This window comes from Bacillus sp. AY3-1, assembly GCF_008368785.1.
In the GTDB taxonomy this organism is placed as follows: domain Bacteria; phylum Bacillota; class Bacilli; order Bacillales; family Bacillaceae_G; genus Bacillus_A; species Bacillus_A wiedmannii.
In genome coordinates this window covers 78,901-95,681 of record NZ_QORZ01000019.1, presented here as the reverse complement: position 1 = coordinate 95,681, position 16,781 = coordinate 78,901, and the positions used below count along the sequence as shown (strand labels likewise).

Genomic DNA, 16,781 nt, shown 5'->3' with positions numbered 1-16,781 from the left:
TTTCACAATAGAAACCTTATATCCATTACTTTTTACATTTAATCTCATAATAAAAAGCATTCCAAAAGTAAAGAATCTACCTTTGGAATGCTCTATTATTTTATCCTTCTATTGTGGACAGCGAGATTCTCAATGCAAGAATAAGATAAGGAACTTGCATATATCCACTTAAAGATAAAACCACTATTTAAAAATTATTTTCCTTCTTTTTCAGTCATATATGCCCACTTGAAGCTATACTCTGGGCTAATATTATGGTGAACGATGCCTTTTGCATTTGGCTTTTGAACGTATGCATCACCACGTTGGTATAAAGGTACAAGTGCTACATCTTGCTCAAGAAGTAATTTCTCAGCTTTTCCTAGCTCTTCCCAACGTTTCTTCGCGTCACCCATTAATTCTCCGCCAGCTTTTTTGATCATATCATCATACTTCGGATCTGCGAAGCCCATTTGGTTATGAGAATGATTAGACTGGAACATATCTAAGAATGTCATTGGGTCAGCGTAGTCAGGTCCCCAACCAGCAAATGATATATCATAGTCTTGCTCTGTTTCTAATTTCAGCTTTTGTTTGAATGGCTGAAGTTTAATATTAACAGTTACACCTTTTAAGTTTTTCTCAATTTGATCTTTTACATATTCCCCAACTTTTTTCGCATTACCAGTGTCATAGTTTAATAGCTCAATTGTAACTTGGTCTTTCCCAAGCTCTTTTTTCGCTTCATTCCATGCAGCTGCTGCTTTTTTCGCATCTGGTTTAATACCATTTTTAAATGTTTCTTGGAAGTCTTTACCGTCTGGTCCAGTTGCTAATCCTTTCGGTACTAAGAAGTCCGCAGGCTTAGATCCATCATTTAAAATAACGTTTGATAAATTCTTTTTATCGATTGATAATGCGATTGCTTCACGTAATTTTTGGCTCTTTAACGGTGTATCTTGTCCACCACGTTTTTGATTCATACGTAAGAAGTAAGTACTTACTTGTGAGTATGAACCAAACTCTTCTTTATTGTTTCTATACTTATCAACGAATTCACCTGTTAATAGCGCGAAATCAATTGCATTTGTATCATATAAGTTTACTCTTGTAGCTACTTCTTTTACTACACTATAATTGATTTCATCTAGTTTTACAGTCTTTTTATCCCAATATTGATCGTTTTTCTTTAGTTTCCAGCCTTGCTCATGTTTCCAATCAGTAAGAACGAACGGTCCGTTATATACTGTTGTATCAGACTCTAAACCGTATTTATCCCCTTTTTCTTTTACGAACTTCTCATTTAACGGATAGTATGATGGGAATGCTACTAAGTTTAAGAAGTATGGCACTGCTTGTTCTAATTCAACTTCAAGAGTATTATCATCTACTGCTTTTACTCCTAGTTCTGTTACAGGTTTTTCACCTTTATTAACCGCTTCTGCATTTTTAATTGGGAATGCAATGAATGCATACTCAGCAGCTGTTTTTGGATCTAATAGACGTTGCCATGCAAATACGAAATCTTTTGCTGTTACTGGATCACCATTTGACCATTTTGCATCTTTACGTAATTTGAATGTATATTTTTTACCATCCTCACTCTTCGTGCTTGACTCTGCCGCAGCTGGGATTGGTTTGTTATCTTTATCTAATCGATATAAACCTTCCATTGTGTTCCCTAAAATTTGAGAACCTAATGTATCAGTATTTTTAGAAGTATCCATTGTTGGAATCTCATTTGTTTCTGTACGATTTAGCACTTGTTTCGCTGCTAATTTTTCTTCTGATTTGCTATCTCCGCCAGAGCTAGAATTTGTGCTTGTCTTCTTATCTCCACCTGATGTAGAACATGCTGTTAATGCCATACTCATTGCTAAAACTGGTGCTACAACCGCTGTTAGTTTTTTCATTTTTTTCTTTTTCACTTTCTGTACCCTCCCTAATTCTTAACGCTCTCATTTAAGAATTTTCTGATAATTCTGTTTTTCTTTATATATTTATCAGAAGATTCTTATTAACTATTATTCTACTAATTTTTCGAGTTTTGTAAAGTGTTATTATTGAAAATTTTTAAAAAATTATTTTTTTACAGTAATATTCATAAAAATTCCATACTCTTTCGAAACACTATATCTCATTGAATTCTATGTATTGATTTAATAGTCTTTATCTCCCTACACTATAAAATACTTGTAAATTATTGTTAATAAATAATGTATATCGTAACAAACCTCTTTTTTATCCGGCCATTTTCTTTTTTTCATTTCCTCTATTACTCTCGTATACTTCTCTTCATCAAATTCATTTTCACTTTTTGCAACAACTACAGTCGCAATACCGTTACCAATTAAATTGACGATAGCACGTGCTTCTGACATGAAACGATCTACACCAAGTAATAGCGCTAATCCTTCTAATGGAATAACATTCATTGCAGATAGAGTAGATGCTAGTACAATAAAACCTCCACCTGTTACTGCCGCTGCTCCTTTAGATGTAACTAACAAAATAGCTATTATGGTTAATTGTTGACCTAGTGAAAGATCAACGTGAAAGACTTGAGCTAAAAATATAGTAGCCATTGATAAATAAATTGTTGTTCCATCTAAGTTAAAAGAATAGCCTGTTGGAATGACTAAACCTACTACCGGCTTCGAACACCCGAAGTCTTCCATCTTTGTCATCATTCGCGGCAGTACTGATTCTGATGATGATGTCCCGAGAACAATGAGTAATTCTTCTTTAATATGCGCTAAATATTTCCACAAACTAAATTTGTACAATTTACAAATAAAATTTAAAACAATAAAAACAAATAATGCCATTGTTGCATATACACAAATCATTAATTTACCAAGTGGTATGAGTGTGCTTAAACCATATTTACCAATTGTAAATGCCATCCCGCCGAATGCTCCAACCGGCGCTAACTTCATAACAATCGATAAAATATTAAAAAATACTTTCGATAATCTTTCGAAAAAGTCGATAACCGGTTGTCCATTTTCCCCCAGCATCGTTAACCCTGCACCGAATAAAATGGAGAAGAACAGAACTTGTAAAATATCACCTTTTGCAAATGCTTCAAACATATTAGACGGTACAATATGTAAAAAGAAATCCATCCATTGCATCTCTTGCCCGCTTTGTACATATTGTGAAACATCTCCGCCCTTTAGTTTTGAAGGATCTAATCCATCTCCTGGACGTACAACATTCGCTACGATGATACCAATAAGTAAAGCCGCTGTTGTAACAATTTCAAAATATAATAGTGCCTTCCCACCAACACGACCTACCTTTTTCATACTTCCCATACTTGCAATACCAAGCACAATTGTTAAAAAGATTATCGGTGCAATAACCATTTTAATCATATTGATGAACGTCTCACCAATTGGCTTCATCTCTTGTCCAACACTAGGCCAAATTGCCCCCACTGCAATACCACAAATAATTGCCAGAATAACTTGGAATGTTAAATTCTTTACAATTCTCATTTTTAATACTCCCCTGTTTCTTTCATTTCTCCCATACTATTTCAATAATTGCTAATGATGTATTCTGTGTAATATCCCCCCTGCTATTTAACTTAAATCACATAATTATGTTACACTATTATCCATAACTTGAAAATAGTATATAACATTTAATTTTAAATGCCATACTATTAAATATAATAAAAAAGCAGACATTATGCCTGCTTCAATTCTCCTCAATCTGCTTTTCACTTAATCCTAGATGTGTTCTAAGCGTATTACTTAAACTCTGCAAATCTTTTTTATTAGGATTATAATAATATACACGTTGCCCATTTGGACCGTTAGGTAAATATAAATCATCACCAGCCAATTGTATTTTTTCAACTGAACCGTTTAATCCGTATTTATAAAATGATAAAATATCATCCATTACTAAGTTTGTTTTAAAATCACCATCAACCGCCTCAACCATTTTTTCTAGTTTCGTAATCGAACCTACACTTTTTAATTTACTTAACATCGCTTCCATAACAAGCTGTTGACGCTGACCTCTCATTGCATCACTATCAATATGACGCGTTCTTGCCAGTGCAAGTGCTTCTTCCCCTGTTAATTTTTGTAGTCCTTTTTTCAAATGGATTGCGTCAGGTTCATCTTTACTATTTTGCTCCGTAAATTCAACTGGGACATTTACTTCAATCCCATCTAACCCATCAACAATTTTAGTAAATGAATTAAAATTAAACTTCACAAAATAATCAACAGGCACTTGTAACAATTTTTCTACCGCTTCCACTGAAGCTTGCGGTCCTCCATCTTTACCATTTTTAACGAAACCACTTCCATATGCATGCGTTATTTTATCTTTTTTCTTTTCAACTGGAACATATGTATATGTATCACGTGGTATGCTCGTTAATTTCACTGTCTTATCATCTTTATTAAAAGTAGCTAACAGTAGTGCATCTGTATGAAAAGCACCATTATACTCCTTTTGTCGTTCTTGATTTTCATCAATTCCCATAATTAAAAGTGAAACATTATTTGCAATTGGTTTTACGGCGTTCTCACGTAAATTTGATTTTTCACCACGCGCTAAATTTAAACTAGACTTTTGTACGAGATTAGAAGTTTTCATATATACATAAGTACCATATCCAACTCCGCCAAATAGTAATACTACTAACAAGACACTTATTATTGTTGTCTTTTTATATTTTCTTTTATTTTTCTTTTCTCTTGAAGAAGAGGTATTCTCCATATCGTTCCCTCCGTTTTCTATTCATCTAATATATTTTTCAATTTTTCATAATTAGTACTATCCTTTTGAAATACATTCTCTTTCAACCCTTTGTTTATTTGTATCCATTCAGTTGTAATCGAATATTGAATCATACCTTCGTGGAAACTAAGGAACTTTAGCATAATCCCCGTATTTTTCTCTACAACCATTTCAAATTTCCCTCTTAAATCTTCAGATGTACTTACAGGCATTTCTATGTTTATTGTCCCTTCTATTTTGTAGCAATCAAGTCCAAGATACTTCGTTTCTTTATAATTCCAATCTTTATATCGGATTAATAGCTCAGCAAATTCTGATTGCATACTATACTTCGCAAATCCCACATATTCGTCATCATATCGTTTCTTTTCACCTGATTTTCTCAATAATCTTTCCGTAGGATTTAATTTTAATAGTTCATAGTTTCTTTCCTTCGGGCTCCATTTTGTCTCTCTATATGTATACTTCTCATCATCAAATTCTTTTTTCTTGCCCTCGTTATATATAATTGTTCGTTTTTTCGTTAGCTTATCTTCTTTCGAAGAGATACCTCTTTGTTGCTCCGTATCAATCGCATATTTGTATGTTGTAGCAATTCTTGACGAGCTAGAATATTCCTCAAATTGTCCTGAAATATTTTTAAAATGATCAATAGAATCCAGCATCTTTTCATGAATTTTTTCTTTATCTGGATAATTTACGTTCGATTTTATTTCTTCTTCATTTTCATAATCAGAAAACGCCTTTTTCTTTACATATTCAAATACTCCACCATTTTGAGCGAAAATTTGATCCGAAAACTCCGACATAGACACAATTGAAAGTGTTAGAACCGCAGCACTTATAGCCATCATATAAACTTTGTAACCTTTCTTTTTTACAGGGAGATTATGAAGTGTACGATTAATCTTTTCATTTAACTCTGGTGGTACTATAACATTCTCTTCTTTTATTCTCTTTTTTAATTTCTCATCAAATAATTTTTCATTATCCACTCTTTACACCTCCTATTCCATCTTTAATCGCTTTTGCAATTGTTCCCTCGCGCGTGACAATCTCGATTTCACTGTTCCTTTTGGCACTTCTAAAAGCTTCGCTATACTCTCTTGATTCATATCTTCATAATAATAAAGAACCGTAACAGCTCTTAATTCTTCATGTAACGATTGAATCGCATTACACAAATCTATATCTTCATACTGATCATAAGCACTCATATTGTAATCACTTTCTTCTATTACCATTATTTTTTTGTATGATCTAATAATATTGTTACACTCATTTATCAAAATTCGAATTAACCAAGTTTGAAAAAACTCTTCTTTCTTTAATTTTTTTATATTTTCATAGGCTTTTAAAATTGTTGCCTGTATCGCATCCTCTATATTTGTCTCATCACGTAACATCGCCTTTGCAATACGATACATCTTCACTTTTTCTGTATGTATAAGCGCCATAAACGCTTCATGATCACCTTTTTTCGCTAAAGAAACATCCGTTTCTTCTTTTACAATCATTTTATATAAAGGGATTACTTTCACAATTGCTCCTCCTGTTTCATCCTCACTTCAAATTTAACTTTACATGTATTAGACGGATGAGCCTAGAAAAAGGTTCATTTTTTTGAATATTTCCATAAAAAAGGTAAACATTCTTCATGTTTACCTTTACTCAGATGTAATTCTAAGGAAATATCCATCTGGATCGACAACTTTAAATCCCCGCATCTCCCACGGATAAGTTTGAATTTCTTCTTGTATTGTGCATCGCTTCTCTTTACAACGTTCATATACTTCTTCAATCCGATTGACAACAATAATTAGTTCAAAGCCATTCCCCTTCATGTCTTTTCGATTGTAAAAATAGTGATTTTCACTCAATGTTGAATCAGTAGCTAGTAACAGAGAAAACTGATCGTGATTAAAGCGTGCTGCATGCATACTTCTTTTATACAACTGTAAACCAATTACTTCTTCATAAAACAATAATGACTTCTCAATATCATTTACATATAGTTTAACCCGGAACAAATGATTCATTCGTTTCCTCCTCATCAAAAAAAGCCCACTTTCTCAGTGGACTTTCTACTTTACAACGGTAAATCCCTTTTCCTAAACACTACAATTGCTACTATGAAAATACAAAGTGCTCCAGCAGTTAAACCTATACTCACTGGCCATATATTATATGTTCCCTCAGCAATTTCTTTCGGACGAAATAGCGTAAATAATGATATATTTCTCATCCACTCTAACTTATCGCTTAATTTACCTACCATGTCCGTTACGAAAAATAAAATAGTTAAACTTGCTGAGTAGCTAAGTGCCTTTCTTTCGTCATTACATATACAAGAAAAGAAAAATGAATACGCACTAACGACTAAAAATATTAACCCACCGACTATATTTATCTTCAGGAATAATTCTTTATTTAAGTTATTATCTTGTAGAAACCACTCTGCACCTACTATACCCGCTACATACGTAACAGTTACTATGATTAGTAGCCCTAATACGAGAATAGCCGCTTGCGTGATTGCAATTTGCACTCTAGATACAGGTGTTGTTAGCAAGTATGCCATCGCTCCTTTATCTACATGACGAGCAATTAAATGCGTTGCAACTGTTACACAAAAAATTGTTAATATGATAATAAACAATAGACTATAATATTCGCCAGCTAAAAAATCCATTACGTTTTGAATCGGACTTTCCATTCCAACAATTTTTTTCACACTATCAGGCATAGCACTTATTAATTCATTTAACCCTTTCGCTGATACCATTGAAGGGAAGATCCAAATTAATAACCATAAATATAGAGCTGCACCAGTTGCATAACTCAAAATACTTTTTTGTGTTTCTTTCAAACTAGCTAAAAACAATTGCTTATTCATGCTTTACCCCTTCTTTCTTATCGTAATAATGCATAAATAAATGTTCTAAATCCATTGCTCTCGTTTGAAGCGCCGTTACATTATAGTTTGAAAGTGTTTGTAAAACAGTTTGATAGTTTCCTTGCACAATAATCGATGCTTCTCTACCTTTCACCGCTTCAAATTGCAAATTACATTGTGTAAGAGATTCAATCTCTTCTTGCGATGATACGGTTACATCTATTACCTGTCGTCTCAAGCTTTGTAAATCATGAATATTTTCAACCGTTACAAGGCGACCATCTTTAATTATAGCCACTCTGTCACAAGTTCTCTCAATCTCAGTAAAAATGTGCGATGACATAAGGATTGTTTTCCCTCTTTGCTTTTCTTCTAATATTAAATCGATAAACACTTGCTGCATAAGTGGATCGAGTCCTGATGTTGGTTCATCTAAAATTAACACTTCCGGATCATGCATAAAAGCAGCAACAATTCCTACTTTTTGCTTCATTCCTTTAGACATTTTTCGAATCGGTGTTTTCACATCAAATTGTAGACGTTCTATTAATTCATCTCGTCTTTTCGTATCCTTTAACCCGCGCATTCCTTGCATTAACTTTAAAAAATCTAATCCGTTCATTCCTTCAATAAAAGAAATTTCACCTGGCAGATACCCAACTTTCCTTTGGATTTTCGCCGCTTCATTCCAACAATCTAATCCAAAAATTGTCGCTTTACCAGCTGTCGGTTTTATAAATCCCATTAAATTACGAATTGTTGTGGATTTCCCAGCACCATTTGGTCCTAAGTAACCAAATACTTCCCCTTCTTTTACATCAAATGTAATATGAAACAAACCTTTTCCATTTGAAAACTGTTTTGTGACATTTTGAACTGAAATCATAATTCCACCTCATTTTTTGAAATATTTAATATGTGATATTTCAAAATTATTGTACTCCTCATCTTTCATATTCGCAACAACTTTTTGAAATATTTATATGTCCATATTTCAAAATTATTGTTTTCCATTATTTTTTCTTGTATATTTTAATTGAGGTGATTGCATTGAACGGCTTTGAAAAAGTGAAAGAAAAGAAAAAACGTGCCATTAAAGAGGCAGCCTTCTTATTATTTTCAGAACGTGGATTTAATGAAGTGAAAATAGAACATATTGCAAAAGAAGCAAATGTTTCTCAAGTTACCATTTATAATCATTTCGGAAGTAAAGATGCATTATTTAGAGAGCTTATACAAGAATTTATCATATCTGAATTTCAATATTATAAAGATCTTGCAGAGGAAAAATTACCTTTTCATGAGATGATGCAAAAAATGATTGTAAGAAAAATGAATACTGGTGGGTTATTTCAGCCGGATATGTTACTACAAATGATGCAAAGAGATGAAGAGCTCCGAGAGTTTATTTATAGTTATCAAAACGAAAAAATCCTGCCTTGGTATTTAGAAATACTAGAACAAGCACAGCAAAAAAATGAAATTAACCCTCACCTTACTAAAGAAATGATGTTACTATACATTCAAATGTTCACTAAACTAGGTGATGATTTCGGGGCTCAGCTTCTTGAAGGAGATCGCGAAAAACATATACAAGATATCGTTACGATGTTCTTTTATGGACTGTCCGTCCCAGAAAAATAATGTTTCTAAAGAACAAATACCATCACAAAAAAAGCCCTTTGGATATTTAAATCTCAAGGGCTTTTTCATGTCAATAAAATGATTAAAACTAACTTTATCTTAAAGCAGTTAAATGCTGCTTTATAGATAATACCTTATTATAGATTAACTCTTTTAGCATAACTGGCTGAATTGAGATAATTGTTTCACCGAAATTCAGAAAGTAACTTGAAATAAACTCAACTTCTTGTTTGTTAAAATAGCCTGTTATACTATAATTTTCATTTTCTTTTTGTATCCTCATGGAAGGATAATTCTCTTTATCAAAAATATCTTTTCCTTTTTGATTAACAATGACACGAAAATCAATTGCATCCGGCTTTCTGTGAAAAGTTGTAAGATAACTTAACAACTCTTCAAGATTTTTTGGATTCGTATTGCTTGTTTCCTCAATAGAAAGAATTTTATCACATCTAATTATTTGAACATTATTTGTCTCAAAATTAAAGATTTTAGCATACCACTGGCCAAATTTAGATTCTATTCGAATAAATTGGGCGACCAATACTTTTTCCTCATCTTTTTTTAAATATGTTAAATGATAAACTCGCTCAGCAAAAATCCCCTGTAAAATTTCTTTTAAGAACGGACTAAAATTACTATGATTTGTTACTTCAAAAGAAAGCGTTCTTTCCATGATTGAAATATTTTCACTCACATTATCAGGTAATACATGTTTAAATTTATTTTCAAGCGCAATACTTTCTACATTAAATGGTTTTGTCTTGTATCCATTTAGCATAAGAATTGAAAAGTATAACGCATACATTTCATCCACACTAAAATAAATTGGCGATAACACACTATTTTCTATAATTTTATAACTTCCATTTCTACCCAGTTCAGAATATATTGGTACACCTATTTCTTCTAATGATTGAATATCTCGCAACGCGGTACTTTTAGAAATATCATATCTAGCCATTAAATCTTTTAAATTAAAATATCTTTTATTATTTAAGAAAATAAGCATATCATTTATTCGTTCCGTTTTTTTCATATTTCCCTCCCAAAAAGGTGTCATATATTGGAACCTTTTTAGTCTATATTATAATTATTAACTAATAAAGGAGTTATATATTTATGACATTAGAAATAGCTATTTTTCTTTCAATGAATGGGCAAGCAAAGGAGGCAATTAATTTTTACACACGTAATTTAGAAGCTACGCAGTTAATGATTGTTACGTATGGAGAAATGGCCAAAAGAGATAGTTCTTTTAAAATTACAAGTGAAAATAAAGATCATATTGCTCACTCTGTTTTACAAATTGGGAATACAAAGCTAATGATAGCAGAAGATACAATGAAACCTAATGAACGTTATAACGTTGGAAATAACATGTCACTTTGCATTCAAAGCGCTAATTTAGAAGAAATACAAAGGTTTTATAATAATTTAATTTCCGATAAGCATGTGAAGATAATCTCTCCGCTAGAAAAAAATATATTTAGTGAAGCATATGGGATTATTGAAGATCCTTACGGCATACAAATCCAGTTAATGTATGACAAACGATTAAACTAAATAATTATCCATATTCACATATTCCTAATAAAAAAGACACGAAATTCGTGTCTTTTTTACTTTATAGTGATGACTCTACCGGTTTCACTACTTTCAATCGCTAATTGAATAAGTCGAATAACTTCTAAGCCTTCTTGTGCTGTTACAGGTGGTTTCTCACCATTTACTATACTATCTCTTACACCTTTATAATACATGTCATAACAGCCAACTTCTGTTGGAATACGCTCTAGCTTTTCTTCCGTATGTAAAGTAGCAAAATTCTCTTCAGCATCTAATCCATAACCGTTATCGCCTGGCTTCATTCCATTTTTTAATTGTTCTTCCTGTGAATCCATACCGTATTTCACGATAGAACCTTTATCTCCATGCAGTGTAAAGTGTGGACCTTCTTGCTTTACGTAACTGCTACTATGTAAAGTGACACGTTTAACACCGTAGTGAAGTATAACATGGAAGTAATCATCAATTTCTGCACCTGGTCGTTGTTTGATTACATCTGCACTTATCGCATCTGGTTTCCCAAATAATGATAATGCTTGGTCAATTAAATGCGATCCTAAATCATACAGTATACCTGATCCTGGTAAATTCTTTTCTCTCCAGCGATCACGTACATTCGGGCGAAAACGATCGAAATGCGCTTCATATGCGTATAGATTCCCTACTCTATTTTCTTCTAACAATTTCTTTATCGTTAAGAAATCATTATCAAAACGGCGATTATGATACACGCTTAACACCACATTATGCTGTTTTGCTAATGAAATTAGTTCTTCGCCTTCTTCAATTGAAACAACGAATGGCTTCTCCACAACTACATGCTTACCATGTAAAATTGCTTCTTTTACATATGGAAAATGAGTTGTATTCGGTGAAGTAATGACCACTAAGTCAATATCAGCACGATTTACTAATTCCTCAATTGTGCCAACAACTTCAGCATTTGGTAATGCTTGCTTCACTAGTTCTTCTTTTGAAGATAAAATAGCACGAATATCATATTCTTCTATCGTTTGTAATAATGGGATGTGAAATGTTGTACTAGAAAATCCAAATCCTACAATGCCTACACCTATTTTTTCCATGTTGCCCCTCCATCTGTCCCGCTTTAACGGACAGTAAGATTCCTACCTCAAAATTCAGCGAAAGCAAAGAAATTAGTTGAGGAATCAACTGCTCGTAAAAGTCCGATTGATTAAAGTTCCACTTTATGAGAACGATTTCATTCAGTTATTATAACAAGATTATTATTATTTACATAATAATTTGCCTAGAAAAAAGCATCTTGCCATTATTCATAGCAAGATGCTTTTTTACTCCGGTCGTTTTTTTGTCCACGTTTCAATAACTTCACCAGTATCATTAACATCTAGTACTAAACTACCGTTACTATACCGGTCTTTATTTCGATACGCTTTCGGATCAATTTCTTCTACAATATGTTTCTCAGTCTTCATATATACTAGTTCATCATCTCGAACAATTTCAATACCGACAATACGGTATGGATTACGTTTTAACTCTTTAAAAATAACAAGACCTCGCTTCGCTCTCGTTGATTTCTCAATTTCTGATGCTTTTAGACGTTTTACAGCACCTCGCTGCGTAACAAGAATAAGTTGATCTTTGTCACCATGTAACGGTTTACCCGAAGCGACATAATCATCTTCTTTTAAGTTAATTGCTTTTACACCAGCGGCCCTTACACCGACTGGACTTACTTCATCTTCATGGAAAATAAGTGCATATGCACCATAGGTTGCAAGAACAATATCACTCGTTCCATCTGTTGCAAATATATCTACAACATAATCATCTTTTTTCAAATTCACAGCGACGAACGCTCTTGAATAACGCTGAACTTTATATTGGTTTAATTCTGTTTTCTTAATCATACCATTTCGTGTAACAAATACGATAAATCGTTTTTCTTCTTCAAAATTCGGTACGACGGTCGCCCAAATAATCATTTCATCCCGCTCGAGTGAAACGAGATTCGCAACGTGTTGACCTAAATCTTTCCAACGAATTTCTGGCATTTCATATACTGGCAGATATATATAGTTTCCTTTATTCGTAAATAAGAGGACTGTCTCTGTCGTATTCGTATCGAATCGCTCCAGTAAGATGTCACCCTCTTTCATACCGAAGTCTTTTCCGTTCGATGCATTATGTGAACGCCAACCTGTTCGTTTCACATATCCTTCTTTCGTTACAGTAACGATGACATCTTCCTGCGGAATCATAACTTCCACATCGATTTTAATTTCCTCAATTTGTTCTTCAATAATAGCACGGCGATCATCACTATATGTTTTCTTGACTCTCTTCAAATCTGTTTTAATAACTTGAAGAAGTCTTTTTTCACTTTGTAAAATTGACTGTAACTCTATAATCTTCTTATTAAGCTCGTCTGCTTCTTGTTCTAGCGCCGTAATATCTGTATTCGTTAAACGATATAGTTGCAGCGAAACAATTGCTTCTGATTGCGCTTCTGTAAATCCAAATTTCGTACTTAAATTATCTTTTGCATTACGTTTATCCTTAGAAGCACGGATTGTTTCAATCACTTCATCTAAAATCGATAATGCTTTCTTTAAACCTTCTACAATATGTTGACGGTTTTCTGCTTTTCTTAATTCATATTGTGAGCGTCTCGTAACAACTTCTTTTTGATGCCCAATATACGCATCCAAAATCTTAGGTAATGTCATAAGTGTCGGACGACGATTATTTATCGCTACCATATTAAAGTTATATGGAATTTGTAAATCTGTGTTCTTATATAAATAATTTAAAATACCTTCAGCATTTACTTCTTTTTTTAACTCTACAACGATGCGAAGACCTGTACGATCTGTCTCATCACGTACTTCAGCAATTCCATCTAGTTTTTTATCTAGACGTAATTCATCCATTTTTTTAACAAGGTTCGCTTTATTTACTTCATACGGAATTTCTGTAATAACGATTTGTTGCTTCCCACCACGGATTGTTTCAACTTCAGCTTTTCCGCGAATAATAATTTTACCTTTTCCTGTTTCATACGCTTTTTTGATACCATCAATCCCCTGAATAATACCACCTGTCGGGAAATCTGGTCCTTTCATAACTGTTAATAAATCATCAACAGTACTATTCGGCTTATCAATACGCATCATCGTCGCATCAATTACTTCCCCAAGGTGATGCGGAGGAATTTCTGTTGCATAACCAGCTGAAATTCCTGTCGATCCGTTCACTAGTAAGTTCGGGAACATCGCTGGAAGTACAACAGGTTCTTCACTCGTATCATCGAAATTTGACACGAATTCTACTGTTTCTTTATCGAGATCACGCAATAACTCAGATGCGATTGGTGATAATCGTGCTTCCGTATAACGCATTGCCGCTGCTGGATCGCCATCCACACTACCATTATTACCATGCATTTCAACTAAAACATTACGTACTTTCCAAGTTTGACTTAAACGTACCATCGCCTCATATACAGAGGAATCACCGTGTGGATGGTAGTTACCAATAACATTACCAACTGTTTTAGCTGATTTACGAAATGCTTTATCATGTACATTTCCTTCTACATACATAGAATATAAAATACGTCTTTGCACCGGTTTTAAACCGTCACGCGCATCTGGAAGCGCGCGATCTTGAATAATATATTTACTATAACGTGCAAAGCGGTCACCTAACACGTCTTCAAGCGGGAGGTCATGAAACTTCTCTGCCTGCATGTTATTCCACCTCCGTCTCCATAATCATTTCATTTTCTAAAATATTTCCTTCTTCTTGCATACCAAATTGTACATTTCGTTCGATCCATTTACGGCGAGGTTCTACTTTATCACCCATCAATGTCGTAACTCGGCGCTCCGCTCTTGATGCATCGTCAATTTTCACACGAATCAACGTACGTGTTTCAGGATTCATCGTCGTTTCCCATAATTGGTCTGCATTCATTTCACCAAGTCCTTTATAGCGCTGCAGCATGTAGCCTTTACCGACCTTTTTTGTTACACCATCTAATTCTTCATCAGACCATGCATACTCAATCACTTCACTCTTACCTTTTCCTTTACTTACTTTGTATAAAGGAGGAAGTGCAATAAATACTTTGCCAGCTTCGATAAGTGGTTTCATATATCTGTAGAAGAACGTTAGTAACAATACTTGAATGTGCGCACCATCTGTATCAGCATCGGTCATAATTACAATTTTATCGTAGTTAATATCTTCAACAGCGAATTCATTCCCTACACCACCGCCAATAGCGTAAATAATTGTATTAATCTCTTCATTTTTAAAGATATCAGCAAGTTTTGCTTTTTCTGTATTGATTACTTTACCACGTAACGGTAATACCGCTTGGAAACGTCGGTCTCGACCTTGTTTCGCGGAACCACCCGCAGAGTCACCCTCTACTAGGTACAGTTCATTTTTTTGCGGGTTACGTGATTGTGCTGGTGTTAACTTACCACTTAATGTACCTTCTGATTTCTTTTTCTTTTTACCAGTACGCGCTTCTTCTCTCGCTTTACGAGCAGCCTCACGTGCCTGCGCTGCTTTAACTGCCTTTCTCACAAGAAGTGTAGCAACATCCGGGTTTTCTTCTAAAAAGTAAGCTAAATGCTCAGATACAATTGCATCAATTGAAGAACGAGCTTCACTTGTACCAAGTTTCCCTTTCGTTTGCCCTTCAAACTGAAGTACTTCTTCTGGTACACGTACAGAAACGATAGCCGCTACACCTTCACGAATATCTGTACCTTCTAAGTTTTTATCTTTTTCTTTTAATAACGATACTTTACGAGCATACTCATTGAACACACGAGTCATTGCTGTCTTAAACCCAGCTTCGTGTGTTCCACCATCTTTTGTACGTACATTATTTACAAACGAAAGAATATTTTCTGAGTAGCCATCGTTAAATTGAAAAGCTAGCTCTGCCTCAATTCCATTTTGTTCACCAGTAAAATATACAACCGGATGGATTGAATCTTTTTCTTCATTTAAGTATGAAACGAAAGCTTCGATTCCTGTTTCATAATGAAAGACATCTTCTAAATCATTTCGCTCATCTTTTATTGAGATTTTCATCCCTTTTAATAAGAATGCAGATTCACGTAATCTTTCACATAATGTTTCGTAATTGTAATTTGTTGTGCTGAAAATCGTTGTATCTGGTTTAAAATGTATTGTCGTACCAGACTCTTTCGTCTTCCCGATCTTTTCCAGTGTCGTTGCAGGAATACCACCATTTTCAAAGCGTTGTTCATAAATATTTCCGTCACGTTTAATCGTCACTACTAACCATTCTGACAAGGCATTTACAACTGATGCCCCAACACCGTGTAAACCACCACTTGTTTTATAGCCACCTTGACCAAACTTACCACCGGCATGAAGTACAGTTAAAATAACTTCAGGTGTAGGTTTCCCAAGTTTATGCATTCCCGTAGGCATTCCTCGCCCTTTATCAATAACGCTAATACTATTATCTTTATGTATTACGACAGAAATTTCGTCGCCAAATCCCGCTAACGCTTCATCAACGGAGTTATCTACTATTTCATATACTAAATGATGCAATCCACGGCTATCCGTACTCCCGATATACATACCCGGGCGTTTTCGAACGGCTTCAAGTCCTTCTAGCACTTGAATTGCATCTTCATTATATTGGAACTGATGCTTTGCCAAACTCCTTGCCCCTTTCCTAATCAAATCAGAACATATGTTTCTATTATAGAATAACGCCTCGACTATAGTTTTGGCAAGTTATCTTATCTCTTTTATATACCATTTTCAATAGAAAAATCCTTGTTTTTTCACAAGGATTCCTCTAGGCTACTATTTCAGAAAAATAATCGTTTGTCAACGAGAAATGGATATGTATGCCAAGATTATACATTCCAAACCTTTA

Annotated in this window: 13 protein-coding genes and 1 pseudogene; 2 read left to right on the top strand and 12 right to left on the bottom strand. The window is 34.0% G+C overall.

The features are described from left to right. Positions 1-194 precede the first annotated feature (194 nt). From DN389_RS20530 to DN389_RS20495, 8 genes and pseudogenes are all read right to left on the bottom strand, one after another. Positions 195-1,907 (bottom strand): peptide ABC transporter substrate-binding protein, encoded by a 1,713-nt coding sequence (locus tag DN389_RS20530; RefSeq protein ID WP_098189447.1) that lies wholly within the window; start codon positions 1,905-1,907, stop codon positions 195-197. Positions 1,908-2,231: 324 nt separating this feature from the next. Next, positions 2,232-3,482, bottom strand: a pseudogene (locus DN389_RS20525) (dicarboxylate/amino acid:cation symporter); the annotation flags it as partial. A gap of 205 nt (positions 3,483-3,687) precedes the next feature. Further along, complete coding sequence (locus DN389_RS20520) at positions 3,688-4,725, bottom strand: LCP family protein (protein ID WP_098189448.1); 1,038 nt, start codon at positions 4,723-4,725, stop codon at positions 3,688-3,690. Between the two features lie 17 nt (positions 4,726-4,742). After that, positions 4,743-5,741, bottom strand: coding sequence for an anti-sigma factor (locus DN389_RS20515; protein WP_088122820.1), 999 nt, complete (start codon positions 5,739-5,741; stop codon positions 4,743-4,745). A 12-nt stretch (positions 5,742-5,753) separates the two neighbouring features. Beyond that, complete coding sequence (locus DN389_RS20510) at positions 5,754-6,287, bottom strand: RNA polymerase sigma factor (protein ID WP_098189449.1); 534 nt, start codon at positions 6,285-6,287, stop codon at positions 5,754-5,756. Between the two features lie 126 nt (positions 6,288-6,413). Then, positions 6,414-6,785 (bottom strand): VOC family protein, encoded by a 372-nt coding sequence (locus DN389_RS20505; RefSeq protein WP_048544029.1) that lies wholly within the window; start codon positions 6,783-6,785, stop codon positions 6,414-6,416. A gap of 50 nt (positions 6,786-6,835) precedes the next feature. After that, entirely contained in the window at positions 6,836-7,642 is an 807-nt protein-coding gene (locus DN389_RS20500; protein WP_060487380.1) for an ABC transporter permease subunit, read from the bottom strand. Further along, a complete protein-coding gene (locus DN389_RS20495; protein WP_060487381.1) occupies positions 7,635-8,528 on the bottom strand; it encodes an ABC transporter ATP-binding protein in 894 nt (297 codons plus the stop codon). The genes DN389_RS20500 and DN389_RS20495 overlap by 8 nt, the downstream gene beginning before the upstream one ends. 137 nt (positions 8,529-8,665) lie before the next feature. Here DN389_RS20495 and DN389_RS20490 point away from each other — a divergent pair, with 137 nt between their 5' ends. Beyond that, positions 8,666-9,286: a TetR/AcrR family transcriptional regulator gene (locus DN389_RS20490; protein ID WP_116300162.1), complete on the top strand. Its 621-nt coding sequence runs from the start codon at positions 8,666-8,668 to the stop codon at positions 9,284-9,286. Positions 9,287-9,380: 94 nt separating this feature from the next. On the opposite strand, the gene DN389_RS20485 is transcribed toward DN389_RS20490, so the two are convergent. Further along, a complete protein-coding gene (locus tag DN389_RS20485) occupies positions 9,381-10,349 on the bottom strand; it encodes a helix-turn-helix transcriptional regulator (RefSeq protein WP_098189451.1) in 969 nt (322 codons plus the stop codon). 59 nt (positions 10,350-10,408) lie between these two features. On the opposite strand from DN389_RS20485, the gene DN389_RS20480 reads away from it, so the two are divergent. Next, positions 10,409-10,852: a VOC family protein gene (locus tag DN389_RS20480; RefSeq protein WP_097889910.1), complete on the top strand. Its 444-nt coding sequence runs from the start codon at positions 10,409-10,411 to the stop codon at positions 10,850-10,852. Positions 10,853-10,908: 56 nt separating this feature from the next. On the opposite strand, the gene DN389_RS20475 is transcribed toward DN389_RS20480, so the two are convergent. The 3 genes from DN389_RS20475 to parE all read right to left on the bottom strand — a co-directional run bounded on the left by DN389_RS20475 (position 10,909) and on the right by parE (position 16,558). Next, the gene (locus DN389_RS20475) at positions 10,909-11,940 is read right to left on the bottom strand and encodes an oxidoreductase (RefSeq protein ID WP_097908437.1); all 1,032 of its coding nucleotides are present in this window, start codon (positions 11,938-11,940) and stop codon (positions 10,909-10,911) included. 228 nt (positions 11,941-12,168) lie between these two features. Next, positions 12,169-14,592, bottom strand: coding sequence for a DNA topoisomerase IV subunit A (parC, locus tag DN389_RS20470; RefSeq protein WP_060487386.1), 2,424 nt, complete (start codon positions 14,590-14,592; stop codon positions 12,169-12,171). A 1-nt stretch (position 14,593) separates the two neighbouring features. Beyond that, complete coding sequence (gene parE / locus DN389_RS20465; protein ID WP_001062189.1) at positions 14,594-16,558, bottom strand: DNA topoisomerase IV subunit B; 1,965 nt, start codon at positions 16,556-16,558, stop codon at positions 14,594-14,596. Between the last annotated feature and the right edge of the window lie 223 nt (positions 16,559-16,781).